The following is an 18,479-nucleotide window of genomic DNA, read 5'->3' on the forward strand; positions in this document are numbered from 1 at the left end:
AAACGCTCGGAGTCGAAGCAAGCGGAATTAGTGGAGGATTTTCTAGCTCGAAACAAATGTGTAGGTCTCTATTTGTCGTAGGCGATATGGTACTTTGTGTGCATGTCGTCAATTGCAGGCGGGGGAAAGGCTGGAATGATGAAAGAGGAACTCCCCATGTAAGTGAAACCTGCCTATCATAACAGGAATATTTGTATTGATTATTTATATGTTTATTGAGGTACTATGATCATACAAAAAGAATCGGTATGGCCGAGTCAACGAACATGAACCGCCGCGCCTCCGCCACTGTGCAGATAGCCCATGTAAAGCGTGATGACACGGGGGAATGGAAAACCCAGACGCTTAGAGAGCATTTGGATGGAGTTGCGATCCTTGCGAAGGGATTTGCGGAGGCGTTTGGGAGCGGGGACTGGGCGGAGGTTGCGGGATATTGGCATGACCTTGGGAAGTACCTTCCGGAATGGCAGAAATACATAAGAAAGGAAACGGGATATGATGAAGGTGCATATATTGAAACACAGAAAGGCCGTCCAAACCATAGCACTGCCGGTGCGGTTCTTTCTTTCAAGCTTTTTGAGGAAGCCGTTAAAAATCGCGAGAAAGCAAAGACTATCGCGCGAATAATTGCGTATCTTGTTTCAGGTCATCATGCAGGTTTGCCTGATTGGTATCCGGATTATGCAGGAGGTGATCTTCAGAATCGTATTTTTAAGGATGGTGTTTTATGGACAGAAGAGCTAAATAGAATAAAGACTGAACCAGATAGCAAGGAATTCATCGAAAAGAACCTTCCTGTTACGTCACCCCTCGGCATTCCCGATCCCATGACACAGAAAGAAAACTTCCATCTCTGGATTCGGATGCTCTTTTCCTGTCTTGTGGACGCGGATTATCTTGACACCGAAGCATTCATGAAGCCCGAACGGGCGGAGTTGAGAGGGAAATATCCAACACTTAAGGAATTAAAGCATCGGTTCGATTCTTTTATGGATAATAAGAGAAGAGAAGCAAAAGACAATTCCATAAATTGGGAAAGAAATGCTATCCTTCAGTCTTGCAGGGAAAAAGCAAAAATTGAACCAGGGATATTTTCTCTGAATGTCCCGACCGGCGGAGGGAAAACCCTTTCTTCAATGGCGTTTGCACTGGAGCATGCAATAAAACATGATAAACAACGAATTATCATGGCGATACCATACACCAGCATTATTGAACAGACCGCAAAAGTCTATAAGTACGGCACTGATGATGAAAAAGAAATTGAAAAAGTGTTAAAAACAGGCACTTGGCTTTTTGGTGAGAATGCAGTTCTTGATCACCATAGCAATATCGATCCTGATAAAGAATCTCCCGCAAGTATCCTCTCGACGGAGAACTGGGACGCGCCTGTAATTGTAACAACCAATGTCCAACTGTTTGAATCACTATTCGCGAGCCGCCCGTCGAACTGCCGGAAGCTCCATAATATAATCAATAGCGTAATTATTTTGGATGAGGCCCAGATGCTTCCGCCGGAATACCTGAGGCCGATTCTTTCCATGCTTCAAGGGCTCGTCGATCATTTTCGTGTGACGGTAGTTTTATGCACCGCCACCCAGCCCACACTTGAAGGAAAAATCGGCTCACAAGGTACCGCGTTTCAAGGGTTGAAAAGTGTTAGGCCCATCATTGATGGGCCCGAAGTGCTTTCCAAATCATTCAAAAGAGTGACGATTGAACCGCCAACAGACTTGAATAGCCGATCTTCTTGGGACGACGTTGCCAACGAGCTTAACCATTACCCACAGGTAATCTGTATTGTCAACAAGCGCAATGACTGCCGGGACCTCCATGCGCTTATGCCGGAAGGAACGATCCATTTATCCGCGCTTATGTGCGGGGAAGAGCGTAGTGAAATAATTTCTAATATAAAAACTGCTTTGAGGGAAGGGAAGCCGGTCAAGGTTATAAGCACTCAACTTGTGGAAGCTGGCGTGGACATTGATTTCCCCATAGTATATCGGGCCCTTGCCGGTATGGATTCCATCGCTCAGGCGGCCGGACGCTGCAATCGTGAGGGAAAACTTAACGCTATGGGGGAGCTTGGAAAGGTTGTGGTCTTCAATCCTCCAAAATCGGCGCCCGTTGGATTGCTTCGAAAGGGGGAGGACGCCAGCAAATCTTTACTCAGACAGCGAAGTAAGATTGAGCTGAAACCGGAATTGTTCACGGAATATTTTAATGCTTTCTATGCCGCCGTGAACGATTTCGACAAAGCGAAATTCAAAACGTGTTTGGTGGATGAATCGGAAGAATTTAAATTCCAATTCCGCACCTTTGCTCATGAATTCCGATTGATAGACGATCAGGCACAAAAAGGAATTATTATCTGGTACGAAGGTAAAAATCATAGTAGCTTGAAATTGATTGATGAGCTGAAAAATTACGGTCCAAGTCAGAGTTTGGCTAGGAAGCTGCAAAGATTTACTGTGACTGTTCCCATCCGGATATTGCAAAAACTTGTTAATGAAGGCTTTGTGAGCGACGAAGAGTCGAATGGCTACTTTGTGCAGACGAGTGATGGGTTGTATAAAAAAGGTCTTGGTCTAATGTACGATATCGAGACCGACTCGGCATTGAATGTCGTTTGATGATTTCACGGAGGGAATATTGGAAAGGGAATATTTTAACAAAATCTTCTGCCTTGAGGTGTGGGGAGACTATGCGTGTTTTACGCGCCCCGAGATGAAGGTCGAGAGGGTGAGTTATGATGTTATTACGCCCTCAGCGGCACGGGCTATTTTCGAGGCAATCTTTTGGAAACCGGCTGTCGAGTGGCGGATTAAGAAAATTGAGGTGTTGGCTCCCATTAAATGGATTTCAGTTCGGCGAAACGAGGTTGGCGTTGTTATGAGCGACCGTTCAGATGGAATTTTTATTGAAGATAATCGGCAGCAGCGAGCTGGATTGTTACTTCGAGAAGTCAGGTATCGACTGCATGCGGAATTGGTTTACATACCTCCGAACAAGCGCAAGATAACGCCAGGGCGGACTCCTGATTTTCTGATCAATGAAGATGAAAAGAACGAATTGCGAACGGATGAAAATCCAGGAAAATACAACGGCATATTCGAACGGCGCGCAATAAAAGGGCAGTGTTTCAATCAACCTTATCTTGGCTGCCGGGAATTTAGCGCCGGTTTTCGATTGGTTGAAAATATTGAGAAAGAACAAAAACTGAAACCTGCGCTAAATGAACCTTCACGCGATCTAGGATTTATGCTCTATGACATGGATTTTACCGACACAAACGATCCCAAACCCGCTTTTTTCCGAGCACGGATGGATAATGGTGTGATTCAAATTCCGGACTGGGAAAGCGAGGAGGTAAGGAGATGATTCTGCAGGCCTTGTATGAGTATTATCAGAGGAAAGCTGCTGATCCTGAGAGTGATATTGCGACGGAGGGATTTGAAAAGAAGGAAATCAAATACATTATAAAAATCAGGGAAGATGGTTCATTTAATGACCTGATCGATACCAGAGAAAATAAAATTGGTCACTTCTATATCCTTCCGAAATCAGTAGGTCGTTCCGGATCAAATTCATGGCAAACGGCCTTTTTACTCTGGGATCATTATGGCTATGTCCTGGCATTTCCTAGAGACGATACAATAAAAGCTATAGATATGGCAAAAAAACAAAATGAGGCATTTATTAATAGAATTAGGAACCTTCCAGGGGAAGTTAGGGTAGATAAAGGGATCAATGCAATACTCAATTTTTACAATAAAAATCAACAGGAGAAAGTAATAAAACATCCTCTGTGGAAAGAGTGTTCGAGCATTCCTGGATGTAATTTAACTTTCCAGTTGGAAAGTGATCAATGCTTGGTATCAGAAAGAGAATTACTTGCAAATTTCATTTCAAACAGTATTTCGCAAACAAACCAAGAAGAAGCCAACAAACCGCCTATTGAGGGATATTGTCTAATCACCGGCAAGAAAGGTGTTATAAAACGAACCCACACCGCAACACCGATTCCTGGATCGAAAAGCAATGCGAAAATACTGGCTTTTCAAAAAAATTCAGGTTATGATTCCTACGGAAAAGAACAAGCTTATAACGCTCCGGTCTCCTTGCAGGCCGAAGCCGCATATTCGACTGCTTTAAAAACGCTTCTGGATAAAAATTCACAAAATAAACTCTTAATAAATGATATAACAACCGTCTTTTGGGCGGAAAAAAAACCAGCCATGTATGATCTTGAGGAAAATTTCAAATGGCTGATTGATGATTCTCCAAAAGACGATCCGGACAAGGGTGCTCGCGCAGTTAAAGGCTTGTTTGATTCGGTGCTTTCGGGAAAACGGACGATTGATGAAGGAAACCGATTTTATGTGCTCGGCCTTTCCCCGAACTCTGCAAGAATCTCGGTGCGCTTCTGGAAGGTCGGAAAAGTCAGCGATTTTGAAGATAATATAAAACAACATTTTAATGACTTCGAGATTGTTCGAGGACCTCAAGAGCCTGATTATCTGCCACTCAGTAAAATACTGCGAGCCACGGCTTTGGAATACAAGATAGATAATGTACCTCCCAACCTTGCTGGAAAAGTGATAGAGAGTATGCTAGACGGAACTCCCTATCCGGATTCACTACTTAATTTGGACATGAACCGTATCCGTGCCGAACGCGTAGTAACGAGGACGAGAGCGGCGATACTTAAAGCATATTTTAATAGATATAACCGTTTTTATAATAAAAATGAAAAGGAGGTTCTTATGAGTCTTGATAAAGTAAAAAACGATATCGGATACCGACTCGGCAGGCTTTTTGCGGTTATTGAAAAGATCGATGAAGAAGGTGGGGCAGGGACGGTTCGAGAACGGTTTTACGGAGCAGCATCAACCAGTCCAGGAACGGTTTTTTCAAGATTGTTGACCCTTAAAAATCATCATCTTGCGAAATTGGACAATGTAGGAAGAAGAGTGAATTTTGAAAAAGAAATCTGCGAGATATGTGATGAAATTCAGGACTTTCCTTCACATCTAATAATGAAAGAGCAAGCGCAATTTGCAATTGGTTACTATCACCAGCGTCAAGATTATTTCAAACCAAAATCAGACAATAAATAGGAACAGAGGAGGATGCAAATGAATACAATTGATAGAAGACATGATTTCGTTCTTTTTTTTGATGTAAAAGATGGCAATCCGAATGGGGATCCAGACGCGGGTAATCTACCGCGTATTGATGCTGAAAATGGTATGGGTTTGGTTACCGATGTCTGTTTGAAAAGAAAGGTGCGAAATTATGTTCAATTAATCCAGACAAATAAAAAGGGCTATGAGATATTTGTAAAGGAAAGAGGAATTCTGAATGATTTAATCGAGAAAGCATACTCTGATTTAAAAATCGATCTTGAAAAGCCTCCTGTCAACACTGAGGATGGGAAAAAACGTAATGGATCTGGAATCGCACAAGGTAGCGAGATTTCCAAAGGACGTGAGAAGATGTGCAAAGACTACTATGATATACGATCATTTGGTGGAGTGTTGTCAACAGGTGCAAACGCCGGCCAAGTAAGAGGGCCTATTCAATTTACTTTTGCTCGTTCCTTGGAGCCTGTTGTCGCTTTGGAACATTGTATAACAAGAATGGCGGTAACACGTAGAGAGGATTACGAAGAAAAAGGAAAAGATCGTGAAATGGGCCGTAAGTTCACCGTTCCCTACGGTCTTTATCGTGCTCACGGATTTGTTTCCGCTCATCTCGCAGCTCAGACTGGTTTTTCACAGGATGATCTTGATCTTTTCTGGAAGGCGCTTCAGGAGATGTTCGAGCACGACCGCTCCGCGGCGCGCGGTTTCATGTGTACGAGGGCGCTCGTCGTCTTCGAACATGCTACTGCGCTCGGGAATAAGCCCGCCCACACTTTGTTTGATCGGGTGAGTTGGAAAAGGATTAAGGACGGTCCGGCGCGGGACTTTACAGATTACCAGATTCTTCTCGATGGTCAGCCCGTGAAGGAGATATATTTAAAAGTTCCTGTGGCTAATCAGTAAAACTTTGCTCCTTTCGACTTACACCGACTACGCCTGGTCTGAACCGCTTAGGAATCTACCAGACTGCTCATCGAGCGGAGTCGAGATGAGCAGTCTGAATCAGCGGAAACATGAAGATTAAAAGTAAATCTGCAAATTTAATCGAGAGAATCAGCGATGACTTCTGAAATCTCTCACAGGACCACGCAGAATGCCGCATCAAGGGACGCCACCGACTATAGCGAGGGCTGCCGGCAACTGAAGCCCAGCACAGGAGAATACGATATGCCTGTCATTTCAATGTTTTACGGGATCATCGTCCGAATGTTCAACTTCGACAATCAAAAACATCATACTCCTCATATTCATGTCGAATATCAGAACGAATCCGCCGTGGTCGCTATAGAAAGCGGCGAACTACTACAGGGAGACCTTCCTCCGCGCGCGAAAAGGATTTTATTCGCATGGATGGAAATCCACAGGGAAGAGTTGATAGCTGACTGGCGCCTTGCGGTCAACGGCGAGCATCCCTTCAAAATACGGCCGCTGGACTGATTAGGAGGAATAATCATGAGAAAAATATCCGATGTTGCAATTAGTGGCCACAATGGGTTGCTCGTCCGTTTCGCTGACGGAGATGAAAAAATATGTGATATCGCCCCGTTTCTTGAAAGAGGAGATTTCCAGGAGCTGAAAGATCCTTCGCTGTTCAAGACCGCGAAGTCCATCACGTGGGGCGTTGAATGGGACAATGGGCTTGATTTAAGCGCCGATACGCTCGACGCGATCGGAAAGCCGGCGGAAAATGCAATTAGCGGGGAAAGGCAGAAACCTTAAACTACCTCCCACAGCCGCCATTATGCAATTGAGAAGGAAGCCGGGATATTGGGAAAAACGAATTCAATAATGTTTCCCGAAGAAGACTACATCCAGCTCTCATCGATACAGCATTATATCTTTTGCAAAAGACAATGCGCGCTCATCCACGTTGAAGGCCTGTGGGCGGAGAACAGATTCACCGCGCGTGGAAAAATCATGCACGAGCGCGCAGATTCCGGCGACGACGAAACCCGTGGGGATATGCGCATCGCACGGAGCCTGAACATCTATTCCAAACGCCTTGGCCTTTCCGGCAGGGCGGACGTGGTCGAGTTCAAAAAGGAGGGTGGGACGGAGCATCCCTTTCCCGTGGAGTATAAATCGGGACAACCCAAGCGCGATATTTGCGACCTCGCGCAGATTTGCGCGCAGGCCCTTTGCCTGGAGGAGATGACGGGCTTGCCCGTCCGGGAAGGGGCGATTTACTACGGAAGGCCCCGCAGGAGGCTCGCGGTCGAGCTTGACGACGCGCTCCGCCGCGAGACGGAGGACATTATCGCGGCCGTTCATCGAATGATTGAAACCAGGACGGTGCCGGCCGCGAAGCGCGAGAAAAAATGCGACAGCTGCTCTCTCCTGGAGCAGTGCATGCCCGGTATCGGCGAGAAACGGCTCGCAACCTATATCAGGGGGTTGTACACGATCGATGAAGAGACATCTTAACACGCTCTATATCACCTCTCCAGACGCGTACATACATAAAGAGGGTATGACGTTCGTCGTTGAAATCGACGAGAAAAAGGTTCTTCAGGCGCCGGTGCAGACGATCGAGAACATCGTCTGCTTCGGCTTTAAGCCGGTGACGCCCGCGCTCATGGCGTTCTGTGCCGAGAACAATATCGGCGTATGCTATCTTTCCATGCATGGACGGTTTCTCGCGCGCGTATACGGGGAACAGCACGGTAACGTCCTCCTGAGAAAAAAACATTACTCGATGTCCGATTCCGAAGAACAATCGCTTTCGGTGGCGCGGAACATTGTCGCGGCAAAGATCGCAAATTCGAGAAATATACTTCAACGTCATATACGCAATCATGGGGAAGACGAGGGCGGCGACATGTGTGCGGGAGTTCGCTCACTGGCCCGTACGATGAAACTGGTAGAGGGGGCGCACAGTCTGGACACCCTGCGCGGTTTCGAGGGAGAGAGCGCATCGGCCTACTTCGGGTGTTTCAACGAACTCATTACTTCGCAACGGGAAGATTTTCAGTTCAAAGGACGTTCCAGGCGGCCGCCGCTCGACAACATTAACGCGCTTTTATCTTTCGTCTACATGCTTCTTGTGAACGATATCCGCTCCGCGCTGGAGACTACCGGGCTTGACCCGCAGGTGGGATTCCTGCACCGCCTGAGGCCGGGAAGGCCGAGCCTCGCGCTGGACATCATGGAGGAGCTGCGTGCCTATATTGCCGACCGCGTCGTGCTCAATCTTATTAATTTAAAGCAGCTCACAAAAGAGGATTTCGAGATGCGGGAAACCGGTGAGATACGTATCGGCGACAAGGGCAGGAAGGAGGTGCTCATCGCTTATCAGAAACGGAAGGACGAGGTTATCGAACATCCGTTCCTGGGCGAGAAGACGACGATAGGCCTGGTCCCGCATATCCAGGCGATGCTGCTCGCACGCTATGTCCGCGGGGACCTTGTACAGTATCCGCCTTTTTATATCAGGTAGGAGGATAACTCATGCTTGTACTGGTGACCTACGACGTATCGACGCTGGACGCGAGAGGAACAAAAAGACTCCGCAAGGTAGCTAAAACCTGCGTCAACTTCGGTATCCGGGTGCAGAAATCCGTATTCGAGTGCAAACTCGATCCCGCGCGGTGGGAATTCCTCAAGGACAAACTGCTTAAAGCCTATGATCCCAGGGAAGACAGCCTCAGGTTTTATTTTCTGGGAAGCAACTGGAAAAGACGCGTGGAGCATCACGGCCTCTCCTCTTCCGTCGAGCATGACGAACCCATGATAGTTTAACGCTAACCATAAGTGATCGCTGAAATGCAGGGATGTTAGCGGGGCAGTTTTCTTCAATAAAGAAGGCCGCTCACATGGTCTTTGAAAACTCCATCACATGCAATTTACAGAACGATTGGCGAAATCTGCTTGTAACTACTGGATATTTCAGGGATAATTCTTGAACAGTCGCGCCCCTCGCGGGCGCGTGGATTGAAACTTAATAGAATAACGTAATTGCACTCAATTTTAAAAGTCGCGCCCCTCGCGGGCGCGTGGATTGAAACAATTTCCGCCGGGGTGATGCGCCCTTTTGCTTTTTGTCGCGCCCCTCGCGGGCGCGTGGATTGAAACGTATGCGTGGTCACGATGCTGAAAGGACGGTTACTGTCGCGCCCCTCGCGGGCGCGTGGATTGAAACAAAAAACCAGCCGCTTGAATTTTTACCGAAATGGTCGCGCCCCTCGCGGGCGCGTGGATTGAAACTCCTCCAATGATACAACATATGGTGCAAAAAAATGTCGCGCCCCTCGCGGGCGCGTGGATTGAAACACCAATAGAAACAGCAGCTGCGGCCTTAGCCGCAGGTCGCGCCCCTCGCGGGCGCGTGGATTGAAACCATATCACCTCTCTTATATTACCAAGATAACTATGTCGCGCCCCTCGCGGGCGCGTGGATTGAAACCTTGATGTTCTTGAATTTCCCCACGTATACCATGTCGCGCCCCTCGCGGGCGCGTGGATTGAAACACCCTGAGGGTGTCAATTACAGACATTTCCCCCCCGTCGCGCCCCTCGCGGGCGCGTGGATTGAAACAGTGATTTCTCATCGGGCATGGAGGCTGTCAACCGTCGCGCCCCTCGCGGGCGCGTGGATTGAAACTTTATCCGCGCGAGTTTGTCGAGATAGTACTCAAGTCGCGCCCCTCGCGGGCGCGTGGATTGAAACATAAATGAGAACCTATAACCTTGACCCCATAATGTCGCGCCCCTCGCGGGCGCGTGGATTGAAACCAGGTAATGACCGGGTATCCTGCGCAGCATCGAGTCGCGCCCCTCGCGGGCGCGTGGATTGAAACTTGCGATATAGTGTCGCCATGTCAGTCCACCAAGTGTCGCGCCCCTCGCGGGCGCGTGGATTGAAACATGACGCTTTCTCCTGTAGTTTCTCCTTGTAGGCTGTCGCGCCCCTCGCGGGCGCGTGGATTGAAACCATCATATATTTCCTTTTGTAATCGATCGGGATGGTCGCGCCCCTCGCGGGCGCGTGGATTGAAACATAAAGAATAGGCAAATCCAAATTATGAAATTCTAGTCGCGCCCCTCGCGGGCGCGTGGATTGAAACACCCAGCATGTATTGCTGGTTTACCGACCCGATAGTCGCGCCCCTCGCGGGCGCGTGGATTGAAACACTTAAATTGAACAACATATATCACGTATTATGAGTTTTTGAAATTAAATGTCGAAATAAGTTGTTGTATTTGTGCGAAAACCATTCTTCTCTTGTTCATGCTATTAATTCTCCTCCGCCCTTTGTTTTATGCTGTTTCGGAAAATTCATCATAAAACAATGCTTGGAAATTAATAGCTTTTTTATTTTCCCCCGCTATCCTAGGAGACAGCAGTGAATTTTTATTAATGGGGCATATACAAAAGCTTATCACCGATGGAGGCTATCCGATGAAACACCTTCAACACACAATCAAAGCCGTCATCACCGATGGCGACGAATACGGCTATGTCGGGAGCTGTTTCGGTCTCCCGGTCGTTACCCAGGGCTCTACCCTCGACGAGGTGGTAAACAACCTCAAAGAAGCTATTGAGCTTCATCTTGAAGGAGAAAATCTTACGGAAATGGGGTACGCCCATAATCCTTCGATAATTATCACTTACGAGCTAGCGCCAGGGTATGCCAAGGCTTAGGCGTCTCTCCGGGCAACAGGTGATAAAGATTCTGGAGCGGTTCGGTTTCCAGCAGGCGTCACAGTATATTGATCCCGAATTGCTCAAAAAGGAACTATACACGGATTGATGCGAGGAGGCACATGCCCAACCGCTTTCTCATCAACCGTGCACCCTCCCGTACTCGTCTTCCCCCTCCTCCGATCCACCGCCGTCGCGCCCGGAATTAAGCACGTCGTCTCTGGTAATCTCCACGCGCTCATGCCAGTCTCGGACCGGGAGAGGGAGTGCGCGAACACAAGACAGGTGAACGGGAGGAACATCACGGCTTCGGGGATATGGGCCCAGCACGCCTGCACGATGTCGTTGGTCGTAGTGCCGGGATGATGGTTCGTGATTATCGGTCACCACCACGAATTTGAATTGACGTTTCGACAAGATATTCAAAATTATCAGGGCGGAGGACTGCCATGGACAAAAAAATCAGGAAAGACCTGGTACTGATACTTTCGATAATGCTCCTCTTTTCCCTGTCGGCAGTCGTCTTTTCTAACTTCCTGCCGGGAACCCAGGAAACAGGCCAGCAGGTCGTACGATTCATCCTGACGCTGGTCCTTGTCGTCTTCGCGCTTCGAGGAGCTGCCTGGGCCTTATGGATATTGAGCATACTCGCCGCCGCGGGCGGGGCGCACATAGTGGTCTCGTCATTGTCGTCTGTCTCGGAAAATACCTTTGGTGCCGTGTTCGGTATTGTCATGGGAGCCTGGTTTCTTTTCGCCGGCGTCTATCTCGCGGTCACAAGAAACAGGGGATGACTTCCTCCGGTTTAAAACTGCAAGGGCTGAAATCCGGGATCACGGCGGGGATTCCCGTATTTATCGGGTACTTCCCGATCGCGGTGACCTTTGGCCTTCTCGCGGTATCCGCCAGACTTTCCCTTGCCGAGACCTTTGGGTTTTCTGCAATCGTTTTCGCCGGGGCGAGCCAGTTCATGGGCCTCACGATGGTCCTCAACGGGACGGGCGCGGGGGAGATCGTTCTCGCGACGTTTCTCCTCAATTTCCGGCACTTCCTCATGAGCGCATCCCTGTCCTCGCGGACCTCGTTCAGGAAGGGAATAATTCCCTTCATCGCGTTCGGGATAACGGACGAGACCTTTTCGGTCTCATCGATGCGGGAAGAGGCGCTCTCCCATTCCTTCGTGCTGGGACTCAACTTCACGGCATATGCGGGTTGGCTCTCGGGCACCGTCGCGGGATTCGTCGCGGGAAATTTCCTGCCGCATAATTTACGGGAGGGCATGTCGATCTGCCTTTACGCGATGTTCGTCGCCCTGCTGGTCCCGGCTGTGAAGAAATCCTTCAGGGCGGGAATACCGGCCCTCGCCGCGGGGCTGTGCAATTCGCTGCTTGCCTGGTGCGCTTTTTTCGGCTCCGGCTGGAACATCATCATTTCGATTCTCGTCGGGTCGGCCGCGGGGATGATTCTTTACCGGGGGGAATGACATGGAGATAATCATCCTGGTGCTCGCGATGGGCGCGGTCACCTATCTTCCAAGGCTCCTGCCGTTCTACTTCATCGATGTTGAAAGGATCCCGGCGAGGCTCAAGCTGTTTCTTTCTTTTATCCCCTACGCCGCGCTGGGGGCGCTGCTGCTTCCCGGGGGCATGTACGCCGTGGAAGGCAGGCCGCTCGTGTCCGCCCTGGGCATCGCCGCCTCTGCCGCCGTCGCGTGGTTCAACGGTAATCTCATACTCACGGTGATTTTGTCGGCGGTTGCGACTTCCATCATGATCGCTGCGGGTCTTTGAGTCGGGTCACCCGCCCGCGCGCGCCTTTCCGGAAAGGTAATGCGCATTCCCCGATCAAGGCCTTTTCCGCACCTCTTCCACGAACCGCGCAAAGATCGCGTCGAATCGCGTGTCCTCGCTCCTGAGCATCTCGGGATGGAACTGCGTGCCCAGCAGGAATTGCACACCCGTGCCCTCTATACCCTCCACGAAGCCGTCGGAGGAGCGGGCTGATACACGCATCCCCTGCGCGACGCGCTTCGCGCCCTGGTGATGATAGGTGTTGACCCTGAGCGTGTCCGTGCCCAGGAGCCCGGCGAGCACGGTCCCGCGCTCGAGGCTCACCTCGTGGAAGCAGGGCCGCGCGTGCTTGTAGAACCACAGGTCGAGTGACTCGCGGTGGGCGACCGGCGTGCCGGTCTTGTAGTAGGCGGGTATGTCCTGCCAGAGCGAACCCCCGTAAAACACGTTCAGCATCTGCATCCCGCGGCAGATGCCCAGCACCGGGAGCTTCTTGTCCCGCGCGTACGCGAGCGCCCTGAACTCGAGCTCGTCCAGCCTCGCGTCGCTTCCCTCGCACTTCTCGGCGCGCTCCTCGCCGTAGCGCGCGGGCTCGATATCGAAGCCCCCCGGCACGAGAAGGCCCGCGGCCGTCGCGAGCTTCGCGTCCGCATCGGCGGGCGAATCATTGACGGAGATGCGCACCGGCCGCGCCCCGTGGGCCTTGAGCGCGTCGCAGTAATCGCCGTTAATATCGACCCCCCATTTAAAGAAGAGGGACTGGATTTTCCCGTAGGTGACGGCGACGGGCAGAGCGCTCGGGTCGGGCGCTTCGGTCTTGCACCCGGCGGCCGGGAATAAAATCGATGCGATGAAAAGAAGCGGAAGCAGTCTGCGGTTCATGGGCGTGTCCTCCATGGCGTGTTGATCGGCGATGCCCGCCTGCAAATCCCGGGCCAGCTAGGGGAAGAAGGCGCCAGGGAATCCGCGCGGGGCGTCGATTCGTGCGTCGGCGTTCCAAGGATGAGCATGGCCCGTTTGGGACGGCAGGGCAAGTCAAATTCATACAGGAAAATTCCGGGGTCTTGGTGAAGGCGCGGATTCGAATCCGCGCCTTCACCAAGACCCCTTCGTCACCTCTTCAATCTCATCCCATCTCCACATCTCCTATGAAAAGCACCCGCGGAAGAAGGTCGTTTTAAGAGTACAGGCGGAATGGTAGAAGCGACTCTCCCTGCCTGCCGCGCGCACGCTATGGCGGAGCCATCTAGATGCCACTTCTCTATGGCCTCTTCGGTGAAATACTTCCCCTGTCCTAATAACCTTACAATAAATCAATATTGACAAATATTGTAGTGTTTTTTATACTATATATACTTACTATCTGGTTGGAAGAAGGAGTGTGATATGGAACGTGGTATCTTATCCGATAATCTACGGCGTCTGCGGTCCATCAAGGGCATAAATCAGACCGAGCTTGCGAAAAAAGCGGGCCTCAGCCGTCCGTCCTATGTCGCCATCGAGAAAGGCGACACCGATCCCCGTTCAAGCACCCTCATGAACATCGCCGGTGCGCTGGAAGTGTCACTCGCCGATCTCTTCCGTCCCCTCCCTTCCCTTAAAAGGGTGCGGTTCCGTATACGCAAGACCATGACCAAACGTGAGCAAAATCAGCGCGACCAACTCATCCAGGACGTCGCCGTCTGGCTTTCGGATTATAATGAGCTGGAGAAAATACTCGGGCATGGTCGTAAATACCTCTTCGAGAGCTATGCCGGTCGCGACCCCGTCCAGGCGGCCTCCTTTGCCAGGGAGAAGCTTAAGATCGGTGAAAATGAGCTCATTCGAGACGTCTGCGGTCTTGCGGAAACCGCGGGCATCAAAGTCAATCTATCGAAAGCGGGATTTAAGAAATTTTTTGGGATGTCCGTATCTGTCGACAACGGTGGGCCCGCGGTCTGCGTCAAGGTCGGGGATGATGTGAGCGTTGAGCGCCAAATCTTCACCGTCGCCCATGAGATGGGCCACCTCCTTCTTCACCGGAATTCATACAAGAAGGATGAAACCAGTGAGAACGAAAAAGAGGAAAGGAACGCCGAGCGTTTCGCGTCCCATTTTCTCATACCCCAATCCGTCTTTGACAAGGAATGGCAGTCTGCCCGTGGCCTTCACCTGGTCGATCGCGTCCTTCACGTCAAGCGTATCTTCCGTGTGAGTTACATGACTGTGCTTATACGCCTGGTAGAATGTGGATATGCTGACCTTGCCATTATTCCTGCTTTCAGATTCGAGTATAACCGTCTCTGTGGCCACGACCTGAAGAGTCACTATGAGCCGGAAAGCTACTCCGAGACCGAGCCCGAGGGCCTTGTTAAATCAGATTTCATGGACGACCGTCTCTACCGTCTGGTGCGTGAGGCATACGAGAAAGAACTCATCTCCCTCGACAGAGCGGCCGAAATTCTCAGGCTTTCGGTAATCGAAATGCGCGAGCTCAACAACTCGTGGAAGATGGCCGTGTGAAGATCAATATCGATAAGGCGGTCATCACGGATGCCAACATCCTCATCGATTATATCGAGGCCGGGAAAAAGGTGATCTCCCTTTTTGCCGCATCGGTTAAGTCGCTCTATGTCCCGCTTCCGGTTTTGAAGGAGGTTCCCGGGCTAAGTATAGCCGAGGCGAAGAAACTCGCCATCACGGTCCTTGATGTCGAGATGGATGTGCTTAATGAAGCGGCATGGATCAAGACCGGTTGCTCATTTAATGATAATATTTGTTTTCTGACTGCGAAAAGTGAAGGTTTGATATGTGCAACCAATGATAAAAGGCTTCGTAAAACGTGCGAATCAAGTGGAGTTCAGGTTTTATGGGGTTTGCAGATCATGATATTTCTGGTGCAACAGGGAAAGTTGACCAAGAGAGAAGCAATGGATATTGTCATGAAGATTGGGAAGATAAATAGTAATATTACTTTGGATTTAGTAGAAGACTTTGAAAGTAAAATAAGCGGCTGATTACGGATTGGAGTGACTTATTGGCAAAATATCTTGACAAATCGCCCCCCATTCAGTTTCTTGTTCATAACTGTTTTGTCAGACCATGAGGATTGAACGCGGCACACTCGGCTACTTTATCACCTTTCTGATCCTGGGAGGGGTACTGGGTTCCGCGCTCGGGACGCTTGTCGTGAAGCTCGCACCGTCGCTCGCGGCGGTCAACGCGAACCTCACCGGCGCCCTGGCCCTCAACCTCGAGATCGTGAGCTTCGGCATCAAGGTAACGCTCGCCTCTCTCGCGGGAATGGTGCTCGGGATCGTGATCTTCCTGAGGGTCTAACACGGCAGGGCCGCACCTGCGGCTATCTCGCGCCTCCTTCGTCGTACCGGGAAGCGCATACGTTTAAACCGGCATTGCGCCGGTTGCCACATGCCCGAGTAAAGTCCGTACGCATCTGGCGAATCGATCTTTAGGTCACCTATGGGGAGGGTTAACGCTCTACGGGGACCGGAAGCACAGCACATCAACATGTGGGGTGCGGAGGCGCGCGTTTCATTTCGTTGCGCCCAAAACCGCATACCGGCTTATGAGTGATACTTGTCCCTCGCGCGGCGCGGGAAATCTTATGAAATGGGGGTACTATCATTGGCAGTAGTATCTATGAAAGCTCTATTGGAATCGGGCGTGCACTTCGGCCACCAGACGAGGCGGTGGAATCCCCGGATGGCGCAGTATATCTTCACCGCACGTAATGGGATCCATATTATCGACCTGCAGAAAACCATGCAGCGTTTGAAAGTGGCATACCAGGGTATGAAGGAAGTCGCCGCGAACGGGGGCAAGGTCCTCTTCGTGGGCACCAAGAAGCAGGCCCAGGCGGCCATCGAGGAATACTCGAAGAAATGCGGCATGTTCTACGTTGCCGAGCGCTGGCTTGGGGGGCTCCTCACGAATTACCACACGGTGAGCCATTCCATCCAGAGGCTCAAGAACCTCGAAAAGATGTCCGAGACGGGCCAGTGGGACGCCGAGACGAAGAAGGAGATTCTGGACCTCTCGAACGAGCTCAAGAAGAAGCAGAAGGTGCTCTCCGGCATCAAGGACATGGGCAAGCTTCCCGACGCGCTCTTCATAATCGATCCCAAGCGCGAGGCGATCGCCGTCAACGAGGCGAGGAAGCTCGGTATCCCGATCTTCGCGGTGGTTGACACCAACTGCAATCCCGACGAGATCGATTTTCCCGTTCCCGGCAATGACGACGCCATAAGGGCGATATCGCTCTTCCTGGACGCGATGTCGCGCGCGATCATCGAGGGCCAGTCCGGCGGACAGTCCGAGGCCGAGGAAATCCTCGAGATGGCCGCAGAGGTGGAAGAGGGAGCAGGAGAGCCCGCAGCAGCCGCGGCCGCCCCGCCCGAGAAGGAAGAGGCGCCCACCGAGCTCAAGAAGGTCACCGAGGCGAAGGAAGAGTACCGTCAGCGCTACGAGGACGAGTTCAGCGCCGACAAGGATAAGTGGTAGGCTGCCGGCGCCTTTCAAGGCGTTCGGGTCCGATAATTACCTAATACAAGGAGAATCACCGTGGCTGATGTAACACCCGACATGATAAAAGAACTAAGGGAGAAAACCCAGGCGGGGATGATGGACTGCAAGAAGGCCCTCACCGAATGCATGGGCGATCTCGAGCAGGCCGCCGACTACCTTCGCAAGAAGGGCCTGGCGTCCGCGAACAAGAAGGCGTCCCGCGAGGCGCGGGAGGGCATGATCGCCACCTACATCCACAACAACGCCAAGCTGGGTGTCCTCATGGAGCTCAACTGCGAGACCGACTTCGTCGCGCGTAACGCGGATTTCCAGGAACTGGGCAAGGACCTCTGCATGCAGGTCGCCGCGTCCAACCCGCTGTACGTCGACGTGGAGGACGTGCCCGCCGCCGAGATCGAGCGGGAGAAGGACATTTACCGCGAACAGATGAAGGAATCGGGCAAGCCCGCGAACGTCGTCGAAAAGATCGTCGAGGGCAAGCTCACCAAATTCTACGCGGAGGTGTGCCTCCTGGAGCAGGAGTACATCAAGGACCCCAAGGTGAAGATCCGCGACCTCATCAAGAACAAGATCGCGACCTACGGCGAGAACATCACCGTGGGAAGATTCACGCGCTACAAGATAGGGAAGTAGGATGGCACCGGACGGAGCTCCGGGCAATCCCGGATATTCCCGGATACTGCTAAAGCTCAGCGGGGAGGCGCTCGCGGGCGACGAGAAGGCGGGCATAAACCCGGCGGTCGTCGCGCGCATCGCCCTCGAGATTGCGGAGGTCCACCGGACGGGCGTGCAGATCGCCATGGTTATCGGCGGGGGAAACATCTTCCGCGGAACCACGGGCAAGGCGCTCGGGATGGACCAGGCGACCGGGGACTCCATGGGCATGCTTGCGACGGTCATCAATTCGCTCGCCGTGCAGGACGCGCTCGAAAAGAACGGCGTCCCCACGAGGGTGATGACCGCCGTCGAGATGCGCTCGTTCGCGGAGCCCTACATCCGCCGCAAGGCGATCCGCCACTTGGAAAAGGGGCGCGCGGTGATCATCGCCGCGGGCACCGGCAACCCGTTCTTCACCACCGACACCGCCGCGGGTCTCAGGGCGATAGAGGTGGGCGCACAGGTTTTATTGAAGGCGACGCGCGTTGACGGCGTGTACGACAGCGATCCTGAAAAAAACCCCCGGGCCGTGAAAATTGCTTCCATCGGGTACCGGGAGGTGATAGAACGTCAGCTCAGGGTAATGGACCTCACAGCGATCTCGCTGTGCATGGACAACAAGCTGCCCATCATCGTCTTCAACCTTTTCAACCATGGCTCCATCCGCCGCATCGCGGCGGGAGAGGAGCTTGGAACCAGAATATCCTGATGCATGAACGC

Annotated in this window: 20 protein-coding genes and 1 CRISPR repeat array; of the genes, 19 read left to right on the forward strand and 1 reads right to left on the reverse strand. The window is 51.5% G+C overall.

Features of this window, described 5'->3' with window-relative positions:
• Positions 1-266: 266 nt before the first annotated feature.
• The 13 genes from EPN93_16810 (at position 267) to EPN93_16870 (ending at position 12,578) form a co-directional block, all read left to right on the forward strand.
• A complete protein-coding gene (locus tag EPN93_16810; protein TAL31744.1) occupies positions 267-2,633 on the forward strand; it encodes a CRISPR-associated endonuclease Cas3'' in 2,367 nt (788 codons plus the stop codon).
• Positions 2,623-3,381, forward strand: a complete 759-nt coding sequence (gene cas5c / locus EPN93_16815) for a type I-C CRISPR-associated protein Cas5 (GenBank protein ID TAL31745.1) — start codon at positions 2,623-2,625, stop codon at positions 3,379-3,381. Before EPN93_16810 ends, cas5c begins: the two co-directional genes overlap by 11 nt.
• Entirely contained in the window at positions 3,378-5,120 is a 1,743-nt protein-coding gene (gene cas8c, locus EPN93_16820; GenBank protein TAL31746.1) for a type I-C CRISPR-associated protein Cas8c/Csd1, read from the forward strand. The genes cas5c and cas8c overlap by 4 nt, the downstream gene beginning before the upstream one ends.
• A gap of 18 nt (positions 5,121-5,138) precedes the next feature.
• Complete coding sequence (cas7c, locus tag EPN93_16825; GenBank protein ID TAL31747.1) at positions 5,139-6,050, forward strand: type I-C CRISPR-associated protein Cas7/Csd2; 912 nt, start codon at positions 5,139-5,141, stop codon at positions 6,048-6,050.
• A gap of 264 nt (positions 6,051-6,314) precedes the next feature.
• Positions 6,315-6,584 carry a DUF4160 domain-containing protein gene (locus EPN93_16830; protein TAL31808.1) on the forward strand — a complete coding sequence of 90 codons (270 nt, stop codon included), beginning with the start codon at positions 6,315-6,317 and terminating at the stop codon, positions 6,582-6,584.
• 15 nt (positions 6,585-6,599) lie between these two features.
• Positions 6,600-6,866 carry a DUF2442 domain-containing protein gene (locus EPN93_16835; protein ID TAL31748.1) on the forward strand — a complete coding sequence of 89 codons (267 nt, stop codon included), beginning with the start codon at positions 6,600-6,602 and terminating at the stop codon, positions 6,864-6,866.
• A 69-nt stretch (positions 6,867-6,935) separates the two neighbouring features.
• Positions 6,936-7,571, forward strand: coding sequence for a CRISPR-associated protein Cas4 (cas4, locus tag EPN93_16840; GenBank protein TAL31809.1), 636 nt, complete (start codon positions 6,936-6,938; stop codon positions 7,569-7,571).
• Positions 7,555-8,583: a type I-C CRISPR-associated endonuclease Cas1 gene (gene cas1c, locus EPN93_16845; GenBank protein TAL31749.1), complete on the forward strand. Its 1,029-nt coding sequence runs from the start codon at positions 7,555-7,557 to the stop codon at positions 8,581-8,583. The genes cas4 and cas1c overlap by 17 nt, the downstream gene beginning before the upstream one ends.
• A gap of 11 nt (positions 8,584-8,594) precedes the next feature.
• Positions 8,595-8,885 carry a CRISPR-associated endonuclease Cas2 gene (cas2, locus tag EPN93_16850; GenBank protein ID TAL31750.1) on the forward strand — a complete coding sequence of 97 codons (291 nt, stop codon included), beginning with the start codon at positions 8,595-8,597 and terminating at the stop codon, positions 8,883-8,885.
• A gap of 167 nt (positions 8,886-9,052) precedes the next feature.
• Positions 9,053-10,276: a CRISPR direct-repeat array (repeat unit 32 nt; unit sequence GTCGCGCCCCTCGCGGGCGCGTGGATTGAAAC).
• A 269-nt stretch (positions 10,277-10,545) separates the two neighbouring features.
• On the forward strand, positions 10,546-10,788 hold the full coding sequence (locus tag EPN93_16855; protein TAL31751.1) for a type II toxin-antitoxin system HicB family antitoxin: 243 nt from the start codon (positions 10,546-10,548) through the stop codon (positions 10,786-10,788).
• Between the two features lie 449 nt (positions 10,789-11,237).
• Positions 11,238-11,582: a hypothetical protein gene (locus EPN93_16860; protein TAL31752.1), complete on the forward strand. Its 345-nt coding sequence runs from the start codon at positions 11,238-11,240 to the stop codon at positions 11,580-11,582.
• Positions 11,579-12,271, forward strand: a complete 693-nt coding sequence (locus EPN93_16865; GenBank protein ID TAL31753.1) for a branched-chain amino acid ABC transporter permease — start codon at positions 11,579-11,581, stop codon at positions 12,269-12,271. Before EPN93_16860 ends, EPN93_16865 begins: the two co-directional genes overlap by 4 nt.
• A gap of 1 nt (position 12,272) precedes the next feature.
• Positions 12,273-12,578, forward strand: coding sequence for an AzlD domain-containing protein (locus EPN93_16870; GenBank protein ID TAL31754.1), 306 nt, complete (start codon positions 12,273-12,275; stop codon positions 12,576-12,578).
• Positions 12,579-12,632: 54 nt separating this feature from the next.
• Here EPN93_16870 and EPN93_16875 read toward each other — a convergent pair whose 3' ends face one another.
• Positions 12,633-13,475, reverse strand: a complete 843-nt coding sequence (locus EPN93_16875; GenBank protein ID TAL31755.1) for a gamma-glutamyl-gamma-aminobutyrate hydrolase family protein — start codon at positions 13,473-13,475, stop codon at positions 12,633-12,635.
• A gap of 489 nt (positions 13,476-13,964) precedes the next feature.
• Here EPN93_16875 and EPN93_16880 point away from each other — a divergent pair, with 489 nt between their 5' ends.
• From EPN93_16880 to EPN93_16905, 6 genes are all read left to right on the forward strand, one after another.
• Positions 13,965-15,080, forward strand: a complete 1,116-nt coding sequence (locus EPN93_16880; protein ID TAL31756.1) for an ImmA/IrrE family metallo-endopeptidase — start codon at positions 13,965-13,967, stop codon at positions 15,078-15,080.
• Complete coding sequence (locus EPN93_16885; protein ID TAL31757.1) at positions 15,077-15,574, forward strand: hypothetical protein; 498 nt, start codon at positions 15,077-15,079, stop codon at positions 15,572-15,574. Before EPN93_16880 ends, EPN93_16885 begins: the two co-directional genes overlap by 4 nt.
• Before the next feature lie 85 nt (positions 15,575-15,659).
• Positions 15,660-15,896, forward strand: a complete 237-nt coding sequence (locus tag EPN93_16890) for a hypothetical protein (GenBank protein ID TAL31758.1) — start codon at positions 15,660-15,662, stop codon at positions 15,894-15,896.
• 306 nt (positions 15,897-16,202) lie between these two features.
• Entirely contained in the window at positions 16,203-17,078 is an 876-nt protein-coding gene (gene rpsB, locus EPN93_16895) for a 30S ribosomal protein S2 (protein TAL31759.1), read from the forward strand.
• An 81-nt stretch (positions 17,079-17,159) separates the two neighbouring features.
• Positions 17,160-17,735, forward strand: coding sequence for a translation elongation factor Ts (gene tsf, locus EPN93_16900; protein ID TAL31810.1), 576 nt, complete (start codon positions 17,160-17,162; stop codon positions 17,733-17,735).
• A 1-nt stretch (position 17,736) separates the two neighbouring features.
• Positions 17,737-18,468, forward strand: coding sequence for a UMP kinase (locus EPN93_16905; protein ID TAL31760.1), 732 nt, complete (start codon positions 17,737-17,739; stop codon positions 18,466-18,468).
• Positions 18,469-18,479: the final 11 nt, after the last annotated feature.

It is taken from the genome of Spirochaetota bacterium (assembly GCA_004297825.1).
Lineage (GTDB): Bacteria > Spirochaetota > UBA4802 > UBA4802 > UBA5368 > FW300-bin19.

What these genes read in the sequence shown, in the direction of transcription:
- EPN93_16875 (TAL31755.1), bottom strand. Translation starts at nt 13,475, where the DNA reads ATGGAGGACACGCCCATGAACCGCAGACTGCTTCCGCTTCTTTTCATC.
- EPN93_16835 (TAL31748.1), top strand. Translation starts at nt 6,600, where the DNA reads ATGAGAAAAATATCCGATGTTGCAATTAGTGGCCACAATGGGTTGCTC.
- EPN93_16905 (TAL31760.1), top strand. Translation starts at nt 17,737, where the DNA reads ATGGCACCGGACGGAGCTCCGGGCAATCCCGGATATTCCCGGATACTG.
- EPN93_16890 (TAL31758.1), top strand. Translation starts at nt 15,660, where the DNA reads ATGAGGATTGAACGCGGCACACTCGGCTACTTTATCACCTTTCTGATC.
- cas2 (TAL31750.1), top strand. Translation starts at nt 8,595, where the DNA reads ATGCTTGTACTGGTGACCTACGACGTATCGACGCTGGACGCGAGAGGA.
- cas7c (TAL31747.1), top strand. Translation starts at nt 5,139, where the DNA reads ATGAATACAATTGATAGAAGACATGATTTCGTTCTTTTTTTTGATGTA.
- cas8c (TAL31746.1), top strand. Translation starts at nt 3,378, where the DNA reads ATGATTCTGCAGGCCTTGTATGAGTATTATCAGAGGAAAGCTGCTGAT.
- EPN93_16880 (TAL31756.1), top strand. Translation starts at nt 13,965, where the DNA reads ATGGAACGTGGTATCTTATCCGATAATCTACGGCGTCTGCGGTCCATC.
- EPN93_16830 (TAL31808.1), top strand. Translation starts at nt 6,315, where the DNA reads ATGCCTGTCATTTCAATGTTTTACGGGATCATCGTCCGAATGTTCAAC.
- cas1c (TAL31749.1), top strand. Translation starts at nt 7,555, where the DNA reads ATGAAGAGACATCTTAACACGCTCTATATCACCTCTCCAGACGCGTAC.
- EPN93_16870 (TAL31754.1), top strand. Translation starts at nt 12,273, where the DNA reads ATGGAGATAATCATCCTGGTGCTCGCGATGGGCGCGGTCACCTATCTT.
- cas4 (TAL31809.1), top strand. Translation starts at nt 6,936, where the DNA reads ATGTTTCCCGAAGAAGACTACATCCAGCTCTCATCGATACAGCATTAT.
- tsf (TAL31810.1), top strand. Translation starts at nt 17,160, where the DNA reads ATGATAAAAGAACTAAGGGAGAAAACCCAGGCGGGGATGATGGACTGC.
- EPN93_16860 (TAL31752.1), top strand. Translation starts at nt 11,238, where the DNA reads ATGGACAAAAAAATCAGGAAAGACCTGGTACTGATACTTTCGATAATG.
- EPN93_16865 (TAL31753.1), top strand. Translation starts at nt 11,579, where the DNA reads ATGACTTCCTCCGGTTTAAAACTGCAAGGGCTGAAATCCGGGATCACG.
- EPN93_16855 (TAL31751.1), top strand. Translation starts at nt 10,546, where the DNA reads ATGAAACACCTTCAACACACAATCAAAGCCGTCATCACCGATGGCGAC.
- EPN93_16810 (TAL31744.1), top strand. Translation starts at nt 267, where the DNA reads ATGAACCGCCGCGCCTCCGCCACTGTGCAGATAGCCCATGTAAAGCGT.
- cas5c (TAL31745.1), top strand. Translation starts at nt 2,623, where the DNA reads ATGTCGTTTGATGATTTCACGGAGGGAATATTGGAAAGGGAATATTTT.